Source organism: Exiguobacterium sp. s35 (assembly GCF_018617535.1).
In the GTDB taxonomy this organism is placed as follows: domain Bacteria; phylum Bacillota; class Bacilli; order Exiguobacteriales; family Exiguobacteriaceae; genus Exiguobacterium; species Exiguobacterium aestuarii.
The window spans coordinates 1874179-1891366 of record NZ_JACSKI010000001.1 but is presented as its reverse complement, the minus strand read 5'-3'; the positions used below and the strand labels follow the sequence as shown (position 1 = coordinate 1891366).

At 50.1% G+C, this 17188-nt stretch carries 16 protein-coding genes; 11 read left to right on the top strand and 5 right to left on the bottom strand.

What is annotated here, in order from left to right; genetic code table 11:
• Positions 1 to 2 precede the first annotated feature (2 nt).
• From KNO75_RS09560 to desA, 3 genes are all read left to right on the top strand, one after another.
• Positions 3 to 1130, top strand: coding sequence for a YfbR-like 5'-deoxynucleotidase (locus tag KNO75_RS09560; protein ID WP_214786145.1), 1128 nt, complete (start codon positions 3 to 5; stop codon positions 1128 to 1130).
• Positions 1131 to 1308: 178 nt separating this feature from the next.
• Positions 1309 to 2850 (top strand): alpha-amylase, encoded by a 1542-nt coding sequence (gene amyS / locus KNO75_RS09555; protein ID WP_483298008.1) that lies wholly within the window; start codon positions 1309 to 1311, stop codon positions 2848 to 2850.
• A 204-nt stretch (positions 2851 to 3054) separates the two neighbouring features.
• Entirely contained in the window at positions 3055 to 4068 is a 1014-nt protein-coding gene (gene desA, locus KNO75_RS09550; protein WP_214792772.1) for a Delta(5) desaturase DesA, read from the top strand.
• A 34-nt stretch (positions 4069 to 4102) separates the two neighbouring features.
• On the opposite strand, the gene KNO75_RS09545 is transcribed toward desA, so the two are convergent.
• Together KNO75_RS09545 and lipA are read right to left on the bottom strand one after the other, a co-directional pair.
• On the bottom strand, positions 4103 to 4933 hold the full coding sequence (locus tag KNO75_RS09545) for a lipoate--protein ligase family protein (protein WP_214786151.1): 831 nt from the start codon (positions 4931 to 4933) through the stop codon (positions 4103 to 4105).
• A 17-nt stretch (positions 4934 to 4950) separates the two neighbouring features.
• Positions 4951 to 5853 (bottom strand): lipoyl synthase, encoded by a 903-nt coding sequence (gene lipA, locus KNO75_RS09540; RefSeq protein WP_333781802.1) that lies wholly within the window; start codon positions 5851 to 5853, stop codon positions 4951 to 4953.
• A 321-nt stretch (positions 5854 to 6174) separates the two neighbouring features.
• Here lipA and KNO75_RS09535 point away from each other — a divergent pair, with 321 nt between their 5' ends.
• Positions 6175 to 8124 carry a glycoside hydrolase family 3 protein gene (locus KNO75_RS09535; RefSeq protein WP_214821392.1) on the top strand — a complete coding sequence of 650 codons (1950 nt, stop codon included), beginning with the start codon at positions 6175 to 6177 and terminating at the stop codon, positions 8122 to 8124.
• A 38-nt stretch (positions 8125 to 8162) separates the two neighbouring features.
• On the opposite strand, the gene KNO75_RS09530 is transcribed toward KNO75_RS09535, so the two are convergent.
• The gene (locus tag KNO75_RS09530) at positions 8163 to 9008 is read right to left on the bottom strand and encodes a DegV family protein (protein ID WP_214786155.1); all 846 of its coding nucleotides are present in this window, start codon (positions 9006 to 9008) and stop codon (positions 8163 to 8165) included.
• Between the two features lie 8 nt (positions 9009 to 9016).
• Entirely contained in the window at positions 9017 to 9859 is an 843-nt protein-coding gene (locus tag KNO75_RS09525) for a lipoate--protein ligase family protein (protein ID WP_214821390.1), read from the bottom strand.
• A gap of 106 nt (positions 9860 to 9965) precedes the next feature.
• Between KNO75_RS09525 and KNO75_RS09520 the strand changes: the two genes are divergently transcribed.
• The 3 genes from KNO75_RS09520 to KNO75_RS09510 are packed head-to-tail and all read left to right on the top strand — an operon-like array spanning position 9966 to position 13543.
• Positions 9966 to 11261 (top strand): HD domain-containing protein, encoded by a 1296-nt coding sequence (locus tag KNO75_RS09520; protein ID WP_214786159.1) that lies wholly within the window; start codon positions 9966 to 9968, stop codon positions 11259 to 11261.
• Between the two features lie 21 nt (positions 11262 to 11282).
• Positions 11283 to 12869, top strand: coding sequence for a Na/Pi cotransporter family protein (locus KNO75_RS09515; RefSeq protein WP_214821381.1), 1587 nt, complete (start codon positions 11283 to 11285; stop codon positions 12867 to 12869).
• Between the two features lie 20 nt (positions 12870 to 12889).
• A complete protein-coding gene (locus KNO75_RS09510) occupies positions 12890 to 13543 on the top strand; it encodes a hypothetical protein (RefSeq protein ID WP_214821378.1) in 654 nt (217 codons plus the stop codon).
• Positions 13544 to 13594: 51 nt separating this feature from the next.
• On the opposite strand, the gene KNO75_RS09505 is transcribed toward KNO75_RS09510, so the two are convergent.
• Entirely contained in the window at positions 13595 to 13783 is a 189-nt protein-coding gene (locus KNO75_RS09505) for a 2-hydroxymuconate tautomerase (protein ID WP_012727443.1), read from the bottom strand.
• A 147-nt stretch (positions 13784 to 13930) separates the two neighbouring features.
• On the opposite strand from KNO75_RS09505, the gene ypfJ reads away from it, so the two are divergent.
• The 4 genes from ypfJ (at position 13931) to murQ (ending at position 17187) form a co-directional block, all read left to right on the top strand.
• Positions 13931 to 14785, top strand: a complete 855-nt coding sequence (gene ypfJ / locus KNO75_RS09500; RefSeq protein ID WP_214821376.1) for a KPN_02809 family neutral zinc metallopeptidase — start codon at positions 13931 to 13933, stop codon at positions 14783 to 14785.
• Between the two features lie 95 nt (positions 14786 to 14880).
• A complete protein-coding gene (locus KNO75_RS09495; RefSeq protein WP_074035742.1) occupies positions 14881 to 15729 on the top strand; it encodes a MurR/RpiR family transcriptional regulator in 849 nt (282 codons plus the stop codon).
• Positions 15726 to 16193 (top strand): GNAT family N-acetyltransferase, encoded by a 468-nt coding sequence (locus KNO75_RS09490; RefSeq protein ID WP_214821373.1) that lies wholly within the window; start codon positions 15726 to 15728, stop codon positions 16191 to 16193. The genes KNO75_RS09495 and KNO75_RS09490 overlap by 4 nt, the downstream gene beginning before the upstream one ends.
• Positions 16194 to 16293: 100 nt before the next feature.
• Positions 16294 to 17187: an N-acetylmuramic acid 6-phosphate etherase gene (murQ, locus tag KNO75_RS09485; protein ID WP_214821371.1), complete on the top strand. Its 894-nt coding sequence runs from the start codon at positions 16294 to 16296 to the stop codon at positions 17185 to 17187.
• Position 17188 lies beyond the last annotated feature (1 nt).

Genomic DNA, 17188 nt, shown 5'->3' with positions numbered 1-17188 from the left:
CCATGCATAACGGAACGTTTATCCGAAAGATGACACGCATGCAAAACGTGCAACGATGGGACGAGTATGCCCCACATTATCATGACAACGCAGCGAGTCATAGCTTTCGTGTCGCGGTCTTCAGCTTGATTGCGGCTTATGTGGAGAAAGAGAACGGACGTGAAGTCGACTTGCTCGATTTGCTCGGGAAAGCTATTTTCCACGACATGAATGAAGTACAGACCGGTCCGATCATGCACCGGACGAAAAAGGAACCAACCTTGATTGGGCACATCGAACGTATGGAGCGGACAGCAAGCCTCGGTCTTGTCGAACTGCTATCGCAATCGTTACGTCCTCACTTCCACCGTTTTGTTGTCGAGGCGGAAGATGACTCGTTCGAAGGACGAATCGTCGACGGAATCGATTCATTCGATGCGATGCTATTCGTGCGACGGGAAGTCGCCCATGGTTCTCCACATTTTGATGACAAACTAGAAGAGATGAAAGCCGCGCTTCGTCATCATCCGATTGATTCGGTCCGTTGGCTGTTCGATCAGGTTGAGGCAGAGACCGATGTGTTACGCTTCATCGAGAACGTCATGCGGATGGACAGTGTCCGGCGCTGGAAAGGTCGCTTCAATACGATTGACGACAACGATGCGATTCATGGTTTCCGGGCTGCCGCGCTCGGCATGTTCAGTGGACTTTTAGAGCGTGAGAAGTACGACGTCAACGTCGATGTCGCCGAACTCGTGGCCCGTCTTCTCTGTCACGACTTAGTCGAAGGCGTCACCGGGGACGTGCTCGGACCGGTCAAACATTCGACGAAAGAGACCGGGGCCGCATTCGAGGCATATGAGCGGGCAGAGAGTGAACGTCTTCTCGGGCTATTGCCGGCATATATGCAACCGGCGTTCCGTCGATATATGGCCGATTCGAAAGACGACACATATGAGGGGATGCTCGTCGACATGATGGATAAGCTCGATGCGCTCATCAAGATGAACATGGAGCGCAAGATGAACGGGGCCGAGTATGAGGTCACGTATCGCGAGCAACTCCGTAAAGTCCAGATGCGTTATGAGAACCCGAGTATGATCTTCTTCCTCGCCTATATTTTGCATGACCTGGATTACGTGACAAGTTAATGAATAGGCGGATGGCACAAGCCATCCGTCTTTGTTTCGTTCGACTGAACTATTCAAATGAAAAATAGTTAGGGAGAGAGAACTGTTTTTAGCTGTCTATCTATGCAACAAAATCAAAATCCTTCACAATGATTAATGCAAGCGCTTTCATTAATCGAATGAGGAGGAATGAACGATGTTGAAGAAACGACAAGGGATTGCTGTCTTATCTGGAGTGACATCGATTGCACTGCTTTCAGGGCAACCGGTCGCGCAAGCAGCAACCCCACAAAACGGTACGATGATGCAATATTTTGAATGGTACGTCCCGAATGACGGACAGCATTGGAACCGTCTCTCGAATGATGCGCAACATTTGAAAGACATTGGGGTCTCAACCGTTTGGATTCCGCCGGCGTATAAAGGGACGTCGCAAAATGATGTCGGATACGGGGCCTATGATTTGTATGATTTAGGCGAGTTTAATCAAAAAGGGACGACACGGACGAAGTATGGGACGAAAGCGCAGCTACAGTCGGCCATCTCGAACTTACGCGGGAAAGGGATCGGCGTATATGGGGATGTCGTCATGAATCATAAGGGCGGAGCGGATTATACCGAGTCCGTTCAAGCTGTCGAGGTCAATCCTTCTAACCGAAATCAGGAGACGTCTGGGGAATATTCGATTTCTGCCTGGACCGGATTCAATTTTGCGGGTCGCAACAATACATACTCGCCGTTCAAGTGGCGTTGGTATCACTTTGACGGGACCGATTGGGATCAGTCACGGAGTTTGAGCCGAATCTACAAATTCAAGAGTACGGGTAAAGCGTGGGACAGTGAAGTGTCCGGGGAGAACGGAAACTATGACTACTTGATGTACGCCGATGTCGATTTCGAGCATCCAGAAGTGCGACAAGAGATGAAAAACTGGGGGAAATGGTACGCGGATTCGCTCGGTCTCGATGGATTCCGTCTCGATGCAGTCAAACATATTAATCATTCGTACTTGAAAGAATGGGTGACAAGCGTCCGTCAAACGACAGGGAAAGAGATGTTCACCGTCGCGGAGTATTGGAAAAACGACCTTGGGGCCATCAATGATTACTTGGCGAAGACGGGCTATACTCACTCGGTATTCGATGTACCGCTTCACTACAACTTCCAAGCGGCAGGGAACGGCGGTGGTTACTATGACATGCGCAACATTCTAAAAGGAACGGTCGTCGAGCAGCATCCGACACTCGCCGTCACCATTGTCGACAACCATGACTCACAACCTGGGCAGTCACTTGAGTCAACGGTTGCGAATTGGTTCAAACCGCTCGCCTATGCGACGATCATGACACGCGGTCAAGGATACCCGACACTCTTCTACGGGGATTATTACGGAACGAAAGGGACAACGAACCGTGAGATTCCGAACATGTCAGGGTCTCTTCAACCGATTTTGAAAGCGCGTAAAGACTTCGCCTATGGCACGCAACATGACTATATTAACCATCAAGACGTCATCGGATGGACACGTGAAGGTGTGACGGACCGGGCGAAGTCAGGTCTTGCGACGATTTTGTCGGATGGACCGGGCGGGTCGAAGTGGATGTATGTCGGGAAGCAGAATGCAGGAGAAGTGTGGAAAGACATGACCGGAAATAACGGGCGTCTCGTGACGATCAATGCGGACGGTTGGGGCGAGTTCTTCGTCAACGGTGGCTCGGTTTCCATCTATACACAACAATGAATCCATCAGACTTGTCTCACCTAAAAAATGAGACGAGTCTTTTTCTGAATTTTCACCACATATTTTTTATACGTGATATAATGACCTAGTGTTAATTCTTGATGGGGACGACTTTCCGATCCATGAATTCACATTGAACAACGTCGGTTGTTGGTTTCATTTATATTTATGCGTTGTCACGCTGTTGAATTCAAGGAGGTTGTTATGAGTAAAGAAAAGATTGCCCAATTAAGAAAGCACGTCTCGCCGTTTGAAAAGTCCGATATCCGGATTAGTGTGCGGCAGATGATCAATACGATTTTACCGTTTCTCGTATCGTGGTTTTTAGCGTATCAACTACTGAGTGTCTCGATTTTCTTGACATTGCCGTTCACGTTGATTGCAGCAGGATTTGTCGTGCGCATGTTCATCATCTTCCATGACTGTACACACGGTTCGTTCTTTAAAAATAAGAAGGCGAACGCGATTGTCGGCACGATCACAGGAATCTTGACGCTATTCCCTTACGAGAAGTGGAAGCGAGAGCATGCGATTCATCATGCATCGAGTGGAAACTTGGATAAACGAGGTGTCGGGGACATCTGGGTCATGACGATTGAGGAGTACATCGAAGCCTCGAAATGGACGCGATTGAAGTATCGCCTGTATCGCCATCCACTCGTCATGTTCGGACTCGGACCGCTCTGGCTCATTCTCGTGACGAGCCGCTTCAATCGAAAAGATGCTCGTAAAAAAGAACGCCAAAACACGTATATCATTAACATCTCGCTCGTCGTGTTATACAGCGCGTTAATTTATTTGGTCGGTTGGCAAGCTTTCCTCATCGTGCAGGGAACGACGATGTTCATCGCCGGCGTACTCGGGATTTGGTTGTTCTATGTCCAGCATACGTTCGAAGATTCATACTTCGAGGATGAGCAGGAATGGGATTACGTGAAGGCGGCGATCGAAGGGAGCTCGTATTACGAGTTGCCGAAAGTGCTTCAATGGGTGACAGGGAATATTGGTTTCCATCACGTCCACCATTTGAGCCCGCGTGTCCCGAACTACCATTTGGAGAAGGCACATACGTCGACACCGCCATTGCAGCGGGCGACAACGATCGGACTGTTTTCAAGTTTGAAATCGTTACGCTACAAATTGTACGATGCGAACAATAAAACATTCGTCACGTTCCGGGAAGTGCGTCATCTCTTGCGCCGAACGAACGCGGCATAAAAAAAGCTTGTCCCCGTCAAAAGGGACAAGCTTTTTAGCGTTTCCAGACCCATTCATCACTCTCATACTTTTTGACGAGCAAGTCAATTTCGGACTGTTGGTCTTCTGTGAAGACGAGCGGTTCGAACGTCAACGAGAAGGCGTCCTTGAAGCCGGTCTCGAACGCGGCGGCCACTTCGTCAAACGTGACGAAGCGCTGTAGCGTGTCATTCAAGGCGACGGCTTTCTCGCTGAATCGACTTTTGGCTTCACGCTTTTCGGATTCCTCCATCGCGAAACAGTCGAACAATACCTCATCGTCGACAGAAAGAGGAATGGATCCATGTTGAAGGACCGCCCCTTGGTGGCGCACTTGCGCGCTACCCGCAATCTTTTTCCCATCGACGGCCAATTCATAATAAGAGGCGGCATCGAAGCAGACAGCGGATTTCGGTTTGCGGAGCGCCTCGCGATCCTCTTCTGTCAACGGGACCGAGAATTCGGCCGGTACACCGAGCTCGTGGTAACCACGGCGGACCCCTTCCGTGAGCAAGCGATAGCTCTCGATGATATTTGTCGGCAGGGCCGGTGTCGATTCGGGCAAGATGACGCTATACGTCAACTCGTCCGCGTGCAATACAGCCCGTCCTCCTGTCAGGCGGCGTACGACCGGGATGTTGTTCGCCGTGAGGGCGTCACGGTCCAAGTCACGTGTCGCCCGTTGGAAACGCCCGACGCTGATCGCATGAGGTGCCCATGAATAAAAACGGAGCGTCGGTTTGAGTTCTCCCTTCGCGACCCAATTGGCGATGGCTTCGTCAATCGCCATGTTTTCGGCCGGTGAAGTCGATTCGGTTCTAAGTAAGTGCCACGTCGTACCAGTCATAATCTCTCTTCTTTCTGTTAGTCGATTGGCAACATCGTGTGGCGACGTGCCTTGTGTACTTGTTCATCCGCATGGTAAGACGAACGGACGAGCGGACCTGCCTCACAATGTGAGAATCCTTTTGATAGCGCAATCTCTTTCAACTCAGCGAACTCGTCTGGATGATAGTAACGTTCCACCTCGAGGTGTTTCTTCGTCGGTTGTAAGTATTGTCCGAGTGTCAAGATGTCGACGTTGTGCGCACGGAGGTCATCCATCGCTTCAATCAATTCTTCTTTCGTCTCCCCGAGTCCGACCATGATCGACGACTTCGTCGGGATATCCGGATTCAACTCTTTGGAACGCTTCAAGAATTCGAGTGTGCGGTCATATGTCGCTTTGGCACGCACTCTCGGTGTGAGGCGGCGAACCGTCTCTAAGTTATGGTTCATGATGTCAGGACCCGCATCGATCAACGTTTGTAAGGCAGAGAAGTCACCCATCATGTCAGACGGAAGTACTTCGATGGATGTCTCCGGATTCATAGAACGGACGGCGCGAACCGTTTCCGCAAAGACCGTCGCCCCGTAATCGTTCAAATCATCGCGTGCGACGGCAGTGATGACGACGTGCTTCAAGTTCATGAGACGGACCGATTCGGCGACGCGCTTTGGTTCTTCCCAATCGAGCTCGTTCGGTTTACCTGTCGTGACAGCGCAAAAGCGGCAGGCACGTGTACAAATACTCCCTAGAATCATGAATGTCGCAGTCCGACGTACCGCCCAGCATTCATGAATGTTCGGACACTTGGCTTCCTCACATACCGTATGTAGATTTTTCTCGCGCATCATCTTCTTCAGACCGGTATACGTGTCATTCGTGTTCAATTTAATCTTTAGCCATTCCGGCTTTCGTTTCAGTTCCCCTCTTGCCACAATAATTTCCCCCTTTTTGAAAGTTAACCTGTATCGAATTGAGTTTACCAAAAAAAGAATCAAAAACGAACCACGGAAATTATTGGTTTTGCCAATACAGTTTTCTGTGTATCAAAACAGAAACATTGTTTCAAAATGGTTACGCTTTCACGCGAGTGATTGTTTCTGAAAAGTGGAGTTGCTATACTGTTGTTGACCACCTGAATAAGAACCAAATGTAACTGATGCGATCAGGCATGGGGTGAACGAGCGTTGATGAGGCAACGCTTCTTCCTCCATGCCTTTTCGTTTGGGGGTCAGTCAAATTGGACGAAGGGGAGTGGGAACATGAACAAGGCATTGAACTGGACGGCAACTCTCGGATTGACGACGGCACTACTGATTTCATCGGTTCCGGCAGCGGATGCGGTCGTGGCGGAAGGGACGCCGACGATGTCGATTGACCAGCGTGTCAATACGAAGCTAGAGTCGATGACGCTCGAACAAAAAATCGGGCAGATGATCATGCCGGACTTCCGGCTTTGGAACGGGGCAAACCACACATCTCTCGCACCGGAAGTGGCGCGTGTCATCGATCGTTTTGATCTTGGCGGCGTGATTCTGTTTGCGGAGAACGTGAAAGAGACGGAGCAGACGACGAAACTCGTTCACGATTTGCAGGAAGTCGTGAAGCAAGACGACAGCAACGACATTCCTCTCTTTGTCACGATTGACCAAGAGGGAGGCATCGTGACACGTCTCGGGACGGGGACGAACTTACCTGGGAATATGGCGATCGGCGCGACGCGAAACAGTCAATATGCATATGACGCTGGGAATATCATCGGTTCTGAACTACACGCACTCGGGGTAAACGTGAACTTCGGACCGGTACTTGACGTCAACAATAATCCGGGGAATCCGGTCATCGGGGTCCGTTCTTTCTCGAGTGACCCTGAACTAGTCGGTGAACTAGGTTCGGCGATGACGCAAGGCATTCAAGACCAAGGTGTCGCGGCGACGGCGAAGCATTTCCCGGGTCATGGAGATACCGCCGTCGACTCGCATTATGGGTTACCGGTTGTCGATAAGTCGCTCGACGAGTTGCGTGGTCTCGAGTTGCTCCCGTTTAAACGTGCCATCACGGAAGGGATCGATATGATTATGACGGCACACATCGGTATGCCACAAATCGAAGACGAGGTCGTCGAGTCGGATCGCGGCACATTCCCGCTTCCGGCGACACTTTCGGACGACGTCATTACAGGAGTGCTTCGTGAGGAGCTCGGATATGATGGGATTGTTGTGACCGATGCGCTCAACATGCAAGCCATCACGGACAACTTCACGGAAGCAGAGGCAGTCATTAAGACGTTTGAGGCAGGCGTCGATATCGCGCTCATGCCGACGATTTTGCGTTCAGAGGCAGACGTGATCAAACTCGAAGCCATCTTTGAAGAAGTCATCCAAGCGGTGAAAGATGGCCGCCTATCTGAAAAGACTATTGATGAATCAGTCGAACGTATTTTGACATTGAAGGCAGAGCGTGGCATTTGGGGAGAGACAATCGATTCGACGACACTTGAGGCGAAGCTGACAGAAGCGAACGCCGTCGTAGGTAGTGCGGAGCATAAAGCGAAAGAACGTGAAATCGCGGAAGCGGCCGTCACCCTCGTGAAAAATGAGGACAAGACACTCCCGTTCAAACCGAAAAAAGGGGATACGGTGCTCGTCTTGTCACCAGCAAAAGATCAGACGGATAGCATGGTGAAGACAATCAAGTCGCTCGAGAAGAACGCCGGGAATATGAAAGACGTGAACGTCATCACGGCAAACTATTCGGCGTCAACGCCACACTTAACGCAAAATCCGGCACTTCAGCAACAAGTTGAGGCAGCCGATTATATCATCGTCGGTTCGAACGTGAACAATAGCGCGAAATTGAAGCCAACGTCAGCTAACCATTACGTGCCGGCCGAAGTGTTCCGTTACGCGAACGAGACAGGGAAGAAGTCGGTCTTACTCAGCTTGCGCAACCCATACGATGTCGCCGTTCAGCCAGACGCTCCGGCGCAGCTCTTGATCTATGGGTTCAAAGGCGACCCGAACGGACCGGACTCAGAATCAGGGAACTTGAAATCGGCCGGACCAAACTTGCCGGCGGGCATTCGTGCCATCTTCGGTGAAGTGAAGCCGCAAGGGACGTTGCCAGTAGACGTACCGAAATTTGTGGACGGTGTGTTCCAAGACGAGAACTATGCACAGTTTGGAGATGGATTTACGAACTGGAATCGCTAAATGAAAATGAGCTCACCCGATAGAGGGGAGCTCATTTTTTATGCCTCGAAGTAGGCGATGACGAGTAGACCTGGACCGGTATGGGCACCGATGGCAGAGCCGACAAGTGTTTTCGTGATATGTTTCGGTTGGACATGCTCACGAACCATCTTCTCGAACTGTTCCGCTTTTTCTAGATCGTCACCGTGACCGATGAACAAGTGCCCGTTCTCGACGAGTGGCTTCGATTCCATCGTCCATTCGACCATGCGGCGCATGACTTTTTTGTGACCACGTACTTTTTCAATCGGCACGAGCTTTCCGTCCTCGACCGTCAGTAACGGCAGAATCGTCAACAAATCACCGATGAAAGCACTCGCTTTCGAGACACGTCCGCCGCGCATCAAGTATTCGAGTGACTCGACCGTGAACAAGTGACGGATCTTTCCGACGAGCGAAGCGGCATACGCGACCGTTTCTTCGTACGTATGGTCTTGCCCGTACTCCGCGACCGTCTTGACGAACAATGCTTGTCCGACCGAAGCCGTTCGCGTATCGAGAATCTCAAAGGTGCTGTCTGGATACTCCTCTTTGAGCATCTCCCCGACCATGACAGCCGTTTGGTATGTACCGGAGAGTTCTCCGGAAAATGCGAGATATAAAAACGGGATTTCGGCTTCAAGGTGTTGACGGAAACAATGCTCGATTCGCGACGCCTCGATTTGGAACGTCTTCGGCGTCTTGCCTTGACGCATTGCGTCGTACACGTCTTTCGCTTGAATCGTCTCTCCATCTAAAAACTCTTCGTTGTCGATGATGACACCGAGCGGTAAAATCTCAAGACCGTATTCGATGATTTGATCGTGGGTCAAATCGGCCCCGGTGTCTGTGATCAGTTTAAACATTGGATGAATCACTCCTCTGTTAATTGTTGTTCAATCTCGCGTAATGGTTCATTCCGTTTCCACATCCGGTCAAGTTGACTCACGAGTGTCGTTTGTTCTTCAGCCGTCAGTGACGCGTTTTGGAGCGTGCTGACTGTGGAAAGAACGCGGTAGGCCCGTGTGAGGACGTCCTGAACCGTAAGGGGGATACCGAGCAAGTCTTCAAGCGAGGCCATCGTTTCCGGTACAATGGTAGGGTACGTAAATTTGGTCGTTTCCCCTTGAATCGCTAAGTCATAGAAGTCGCGGATTATTTCAGCACGTGCGCTGCCACTCTTCCTGACGCTCAAGTAAATTTGAACGGCGACGCCGCCACGGACGCGTCGTTGCGAAATACCGGCGAACTTTTTACCGTCAATCGACAAGTCGAAACTTCCCGGACAGTAGGAGCCGACGACTTCCCCTGGGACGATGTCGCTCGTGACTTCTTGGAACATCTGTTGGATGAGTGAGGTCATGGCCTCATAGCCGCTGTCGATTTGAATCCCGTCTTTCTCGGGTAAGATTAAAGATAAGTTGAGGACATCATCGTCTAGGACGACGGCGAGTCCGCCTGAGTTTCGGACGACCGGTCGAAAGCCACGCTCATGTAAATACCGGACCCCATCTTTTAAATGAGGCAACCTTGCATCTTGAATTCCGAGTACAATCGTATCGGTGTGCACCCATGCGCGCAAGACGGCGCCTAGTTGTTGGGTGGAAGCACACAACGTATCATCAGTCGCAAACGATTGTTCCGCTTGAAACATCGGGCCGAGGCTCGATTGGTCGATCACACGATAGCTCGGTTGGTTTAATAATGGATGGATCATATACTTAATTCCTTTTCACAAATAATTTTCCTTCTCATTATAGCATGGAGGGAACGATTCGTTTGAAGTCGAATCTAGAACATAACGAAACGTAGGAGGGCATGTCATGTACTCGTCACGAGGACAATTATCTGGATCGAAAGTGTTTAAAGATCCGGTACACCGTTATATTTACGTCTACGATCATCTGATTTGGGAACTGATTAACACGAAAGAGTTTCAGCGCTTGCGTCGCATCAAACAACTTGGAACGTCCTTTTTAACGTTCCACGGCGCGGAGCACACCCGCTTCCATCATTCTCTCGGCGTATATGAGATTGCGCGCCAATTGATCGACCAGTTCCAACAATATCCGGAATGGGATGACCGCGACCGTGAATTACTGCTAGCAGCGGCGCTCTTGCACGATGTGGGTCATGGACCATTCTCGCACGCGTTCGAACATGTCTTCTCGGTTCGACATGAAGTGTGGACCGAGCGAATCATTCTAGGAGATACCGAGGTCAATCAAGTGTTGTCCGAGATGGGTGTCGGGTTCGCGGAAGAAGTGGCCGCCATCATCAATAAGACGCACCCGAACCGCTTGATCGTCAATATGCTCAGTTCGCAGCTTGATGTCGATCGGATGGATTATTTGCTCAGAGATGCGCACTTTGCGGGCGTCAGTTACGGGAAGTTTGATTTAGAACGTATGTTGCGCGTCCTCAGACCGGATGAAGACCAAGTCGTCGTCAAACAGTCGGGGATGCATACGATCGAAGATTACATCATGCGCCGCTATCAGATGTATTGGCAAGTGTACCTTCATCCGGCGACACGTTCGAGTGATCTTCTCTTAAAAGCGATTCTCGAGCGGGCACAGGAACTGTATGAGAGCGGGTATCCGTTTAAGATGACACCGAAGCACTTCTTACCGATTTTCGAACAAAACGGCATGTCACTTGACCAATATTTGAAGTTGGACGAGACGGTCGTCTACTTCTATTTCCAAGAGTGGATGGAAGAAGATGACGCGATTCTAGCCGATTTATCGAGCCGCTTCGTGAATCGGCGTTTATTGAAATATAAAAACTTCCCGGAGGCGAACCGCGTCCGCTATATGGAACGGTTACGTCAAACAATGGACGAGATCGGATTACCGCCCAAATACTATTTACTCGAAGATCAGCTGAGTCAATTGCCGTACGATTTATATAAAGGACAGGGCAAATATGAAGGCATTTATCTTCAGATGAATGATGGGGAGCGGAAAGAGATTTCGGAAGTGTCCATGCTCGTCCAATCGATTTTGAACTCGAGACAATCCGATGAAAAAATTTATTATCCAGAAGATGTGTTACTGAACTTAAGGGAGCATGCGAATGAGAAATCGTGGCTCTTGTCGACATTGAAATCCGAATAACCCGCAAAGGGGCGTGACACGATGGAGATTGCGACATTGATTGGTGGAATCGGGATTTTTTTGCTCGGGATGACGTTACTCACAGATACGCTCAAAAAGTGGGCCGGTACACGACTGCGTCATCGGTTGAACCAATTCACTGATGGCTCGCTGTCAGGTGCGACACTTGGGGCGACGCTGACAGCCTTATTCCAGTCCTCTACCGTGACGACGTTGATGACGATCGGCTTTGTGAGTGCGGGTCTGATTACGTTCACGCAAGCTTTGCCACTTGTCATCGGGGCGAACGTAGGTAGCGCGACGACCGGATGGATTATCGCCATCCTTGGCTATAACGTAGACGTACGTCAATTATTCTTGCCACTCATCGGAATCGGAATGGCGTTTCGTCTCTCAGCTCCACGTTTTCGCCGAGTCGGGCTTCTATTCGTCAGTATCGGTCTGATTTTTGTCGGGATTGGGACGCTACAGGATGCCATGGGGGATGCGGTGACGTTCTCGTTCGGACCAGTCGGGTCGATGAGTCTCACTCAACAAGCACTCCTCATTGGAATCGGTTTTTTGATGACCGTTGTCCTCCAGTCGTCGACAATCGGGCTCGTTTTAACGATGACCGCCCTTGCGACAGCTGCAATCACACTTCCACAAGCCGCTTACTTGGTACTCGGTCAAAGTGCTGGAACGAGTCTCGTCGTGGCACTCGGTTCGATTGGGGGCTGGAAGTCGGCTAGACGTATCGTGTTAGGCCACGCCATCTACCACGTGTCAATCGTTCTCATCGGATGGCTAACGTTCCCGATTCTCTTTTTTGTCGTCAATCGAGTAGCCGATTGGTTCAACTGGAACGACCTGTTACGCCTCGCCTTATTTCATACGACATTCCATGTGTTAGGGGCGCTTTTGTTTTTACCGCTTTATCAACCGTTTGCAAAACGTCTCTTAAAGTTGATTCCGAGCCGCTCAGAAAAATTGACACGCCTGCTCGACAAGAACATGTCTCAACTCCCGACCGTCGCCCTTGAGGCGGCACGGCGGTCCCTACTTGAAATCGAACGCTATTTAGGAAACGAGACCGAGTTGCTCGTTCGAGAGGGACGTCTCCGTGAAGATGAGTTGACGCTCGTCGATAAGACGCTGAGCGATGTACGTGTCTTTTTGAGTACGATTCGTCTCGACGATGTCGGGAAGCAGAACGATTACGGGCAACATTTGTCCTTGTTGCATACGATTGATCACCTCGAACGGTGGTTATACGTGTTGCGAGAAGTCGAGCCGGTTCAGTCACTGCGGGACACCGATTTTTTGGCGGCACGTGAACTCGTCTTGCACGAACTCGACCTTGTGCATCAATTGAACCATCATACGCCACCGGAAGACTCGAAGATGTGGAAGCAGGCATCGAAACAGCTGGCGGAGTATCGGAAGGCGCATCGCTCGGAGCTGTTAGAAGAAACGGCTGCGAATCAGCTAGAGATGGAGCAGACGATTCAAAAAGTACAAGTGCTACTCTGGCTCGACCGCATCGGTTACCACATTTGGCGGGCGACGCGTCACTTGATTAAGCCGACCGTACCGAGTGAACGGTTCGAAATGAACCGAGAAGACTGAAGGGAAATGGAGGAATGAGAATGGCAACATGGGTGACTCACTTTCGAATCGCGGAGGAGATTCTCGAGACGGATTCCGCGTTTGAGCGCATACCTTTTTTAGTAGGGAATATCGGTCCAGACTGTGGGCTGGTCGGAGCGGATGGGCGTCCAGAACCGCCGAAAACGATCACACATTTCAAAACCGAGAACGGAATATCTGCTGACCTGTTCAAACAGACATATTTAGATGGGAACACATCAAAATCTGATACGGTATGGTCTTATTTGGTAGGCTATTATTTTCATCTGGTCACAGACGAGTATTGGGTGCGGTTGACCCGTGCGAAAAAAGAAGAGCCGATTGTACGGGCAATCGTCGGGACACCAGACTATACCCGTTTAGTCAAAACGGACTGGTATAGAATCGACTTCGAATATCTGGCAAAACATCCGAATCATATCTTTTGGACGGACTTCCGCCACATCCATGGATTTGAAGACGTGTTACCGTTTTTCCCTCAAGGACAGACGGCGCAACAAATTCAAAACATCACATCCTTTTATGAGACGCACCCGTTCGACCCACATCATGAATATGTATATATGTCACCTGAAGAGGTTGATTCTTTCGTCGAGGAAGTGCTGGATGGTCTAAAAACGAAGATTCAAGAAATTCAACGTATACATAGTTGACGTGGTGCTTAGATGAAAAACGGACTCCGATTCAAGGAGTCCGTTCGTCACTTATTTTTTGTCCGCGTGCATGACGCCGGCTTGCCCGTAGTGCGTCGCATCCATCTCTTCGATGAAGACGGTGATGTTTTCTTTCGGGGCATTCGTCGTCTCGGAGACGGCATCCGTCACTTTTTCGATCAACGCGCGTTTTTGTTCCACGGTCCGGCCCGGGAGCATTTTTACCGTTACGTAAGGCATGGTCATTCCTCCTTAGATGAAGTCTCTTTCATTGTAGTGAATCCCCTTCCTCTAGAAAAGAAAATTCTCATCTACCGAGAAACGTGAGCTCATTTTTACCGGATTTGGGGTAATAAACAAGACAGAGCGAATGTAGGAGGAATCGAGATGAAGTGGAAAGGGAGACAACAGAGCCGGAACGTCGAGGATCGGCGGGGACGTAGTATCGGAGGAAAAGGAATTGCCGGGGTCGGGGGTGGTCTCGGATTGATTCTCGTCATCGTCTTCACGTTATTGAACGGAGGAAACCCGACCGACCTCGTCAATAATATCGGACTCGGTGAGCCTCAATCCGAAGGAACATACACCGGGACAGCACGAGAAGAAGAGATGGCGGACTTCGTTGCGGTCGTCTTGAAAGATACGGAAGAAGTATGGACGGACATTTTTGCGGAGAACGGCATGACGTATCAAGAACCAACGCTCGTTCTGTTTTCGGGACAAGTCGAATCCGCTTGTGGAATAGCCGGGTCAGCGGTCGGTCCCTTTTATTGTCCGGGCGACCAAAAGCTGTACATCGATTTAAGTTTTTATGACGAGTTGAGTCAACGCTTCAATGCGCCCGGTGATTTTGCGATGGCGTATGTCGTCGCCCATGAGGTCGGGCATCATGTCCAGACGCTTCTTGGGACGACGGAAGACATCATGCCGCTACGTAACGAGATGAGCGAGACGGAATTCAATCGCTATCTCGTCCGTTTCGAGTTACAGGCAGATTACTACGCGGGCGTATGGGCGCATCATGCGCAAGGACTTGGTTATCTTGAAGCAGGGGACGTCGAAGAGGCGATGAATGCGGCCCATCAAATTGGTGACGACACGTTGCAACGACAGGCTCGCGGTTACGTGACCCCTGATTCGTTCACGCACGGGACGTCCGAACAGCGGATGCGTTGGTTCAAAAGAGGCTTTGAGAACGGGTCGATTCAAGGTGGCGACACGTTCAATACGAACAACTTATAGGTCGGGCGTGCGCTCGACCTTTTTTAGCCGATTGGAATATGAGGAAAGAATCCGCTATCATAAAGGAACAACAGTTGCAGGAAGGGGATGACCCGATGGAATCCTTACTTACGAAAATCGATTTAGCAAAAGACGATATGACGGCGGTTGAAAAGAAAATCGCAGACTATATCTTGTCCCATTCAACGCTCATTCCAAATATGACGACGAAAGAACTTGCCCAAAAGACGGATGTGTCCGAGGCGAGTATCGTCCGTTTTGCCCGCGTGGTCGGGATTGATAGCTTTAAAGCATTTAAACTTGCGCTCGTGAAAGACTTGGCCGTCACCGAAACGACATTGACGGACTTCAACGTTCTCCAGCAAAAGGATACGCCATACGATTCGTTTCAAAAAGTCATCCATGTGAATAAAGCGGCCATCGAGGCGTGTGCCGAAGCGATGGACAAACGTGAGCTCGAACATGCGGTGGACTTATTCGCGCGCGCGAACCGTGTCATCTTTTATGGGGTCGGTGGGTCATCGACTGCAGCGATGGATGCACAATATAAATTCACGAAGCTCGGGTATGCGGCTACGACATCGTCGGATTTTCATTACATGTTGTCGTTGATTCCGCATTTAGGAAAATCAGACGTATTCGTTGCCATCAGCACGTCGGGTCGGACGAAAGATGTGCTCGAACTCGTTCGTTTCGCCAAGAAAAAACGTGTTCCCGTCATCGCTATCACGAACTTAGACAAGTCGCCACTTTACCGAGAAGCGGATGTGCGCCTTTGTACGCCGAACGTCGAGAGTGATTTTCGGATTGCGAGCATCGCCTCGCGGATGACGCAATTGACGATTGTCGATACGCTATATATGGGTCTCTTGCACCGAAAAGGAGAAGGTCTGATCGATCGCTACGCAGAAGCGCGAGATGAGATGGTGAAGTTGCGCCGATGATCCGACCGTATTCGAAAGAAGATCGCACGGAGTTGGAAGACTTTTTGGTAAAGCAGCGTACCTTCGCTATGTTGAATGGACAGTCTATACAAAAGTTCCGTGATGAGAACGTGGCGGATTTCGAAGAGGATGGCACCGTCAGTCTGATTATTCGTAAAGATGGACAGATTGTCGCCATCGTGGACCTGTTGAAACGACATCCCGTGGACGGTTCGCTTTGGCTCGGATTGTTCGTCGTCGAGGAAACCCTTCACGGGACGGGCTTGGCGCAAACGTTATATGAACAAGTGGAAGAAGAGTATATGCGCCCCTATCAGACGGTGTTTCGATTAGGGGTCCTTCCGGACAATCTTCGCGCTCGTCGGTTTTGGGAGCGAAACGGCTATGTATACGAAAAGGATTCTACTACGAATAAAGGCGTGCGCGTCCATGTCCTGAAGAAACAACTCATTCGACCGGAGTGAGTTTTTCTTTCGTGAATATTGAAATTTAATTTCAGTAATATTTAATAATAAATTGACTTTAAATTTCAGTATAGTACGATGAAATTATAGAGAAGAAAGGATGGTGGCGATGCTAGAGAAATTGGCTACAGAAAGACGGAATGAACGAACGATGCAACTAGATGAGATGTCAATTGAGGAGCGATTGACGATCATGAACAGTGAGGACCAACAAGTCCCGCAAGTGATTCAACATCAGATTCCTGTCATCGCGCAAGTTGTGGAGCGGGTCATCGCATCCTTTCGTAAAGGTGGTCGCTTGATATATATCGGGGCGGGTACGAGTGGACGTTTAGGCATTTTAGACGCCGCAGAGTGCGTACCGACGTTCGGGGTGTCCCCGGATCAGGTCATCGGGTTGATTGCCGGTGGCGAGCGTGCGCTCATTCAAGCGGTCGAGGGAGCAGAAGACAGCAAGGAATTGGCAGTCGATGATTTGAAAGCGCTTCAACTGACGGCGGACGACACTGTCATTGGGATTGCGGCGAGCGGACGGACGCCATATGTGATTGGAGGTCTCGATTATGCACGGGAAGTTGGAGCAACCACTGCGGCCATCTCTTGTAATCAGGACGCAATCATTAGTCGACATGCAGACTATGCCATTGAAGCGGAGACAGGACCGGAAGTGTTGACCGGTTCGACACGATTGAAGGCAGGAACGGCACAAAAATTGGTCCTCAACATGATTTCGACAACGTCGATGATTGGAGTAGGCAAAGTGTATCAAAATTTGATGGTCGACGTGAAACCGACGAACGAAAAATTAGAAGTACGTGCCAAGCGGATGATCGCAGAAGCGACAGGGGTCGACATGGATACGGCCGCGCGTTATTTTGCGTCATCTAAAGGACATGTCAAAACAGCAATCGTCATGATTTTGGCGGACGTCTCTTACGAAGAAGCAATCAAACGATTAGAGCGTGCGAACGGGTTTGTCCGCGAGGCGCTATAAG

Bases quoted from the DNA above. Each gene is read 5' to 3' on its own strand.
- KNO75_RS09505 (WP_012727443.1), bottom strand. From the start codon at position 13,783: ATGCCTTACGTAACGGTAAAAATGCTCCCGGGCCGGACCGTGGAACAA.
- KNO75_RS09515 (WP_214821381.1), top strand. From the start codon at position 11,283: ATGGAGATTGCGACATTGATTGGTGGAATCGGGATTTTTTTGCTCGGG.
- KNO75_RS09510 (WP_214821378.1), top strand. From the start codon at position 12,890: ATGGCAACATGGGTGACTCACTTTCGAATCGCGGAGGAGATTCTCGAG.
- ypfJ (WP_214821376.1), top strand. From the start codon at position 13,931: ATGAAGTGGAAAGGGAGACAACAGAGCCGGAACGTCGAGGATCGGCGG.
- KNO75_RS09490 (WP_214821373.1), top strand. From the start codon at position 15,726: ATGATCCGACCGTATTCGAAAGAAGATCGCACGGAGTTGGAAGACTTT.
- KNO75_RS09560 (WP_214786145.1), top strand. From the start codon at position 3: ATGCATAACGGAACGTTTATCCGAAAGATGACACGCATGCAAAACGTG.
- desA (WP_214792772.1), top strand. From the start codon at position 3,055: ATGAGTAAAGAAAAGATTGCCCAATTAAGAAAGCACGTCTCGCCGTTT.
- murQ (WP_214821371.1), top strand. From the start codon at position 16,294: ATGGTGGCGATGCTAGAGAAATTGGCTACAGAAAGACGGAATGAACGA.
- KNO75_RS09520 (WP_214786159.1), top strand. From the start codon at position 9,966: ATGTACTCGTCACGAGGACAATTATCTGGATCGAAAGTGTTTAAAGAT.
- KNO75_RS09545 (WP_214786151.1), bottom strand. From the start codon at position 4,933: ATGACTGGTACGACGTGGCACTTACTTAGAACCGAATCGACTTCACCG.
- KNO75_RS09495 (WP_074035742.1), top strand. From the start codon at position 14,881: ATGGAATCCTTACTTACGAAAATCGATTTAGCAAAAGACGATATGACG.
- KNO75_RS09530 (WP_214786155.1), bottom strand. From the start codon at position 9,008: ATGTTTAAACTGATCACAGACACCGGGGCCGATTTGACCCACGATCAA.
- KNO75_RS09535 (WP_214821392.1), top strand. From the start codon at position 6,175: ATGAACAAGGCATTGAACTGGACGGCAACTCTCGGATTGACGACGGCA.
- KNO75_RS09525 (WP_214821390.1), bottom strand. From the start codon at position 9,859: ATGATCCATCCATTATTAAACCAACCGAGCTATCGTGTGATCGACCAA.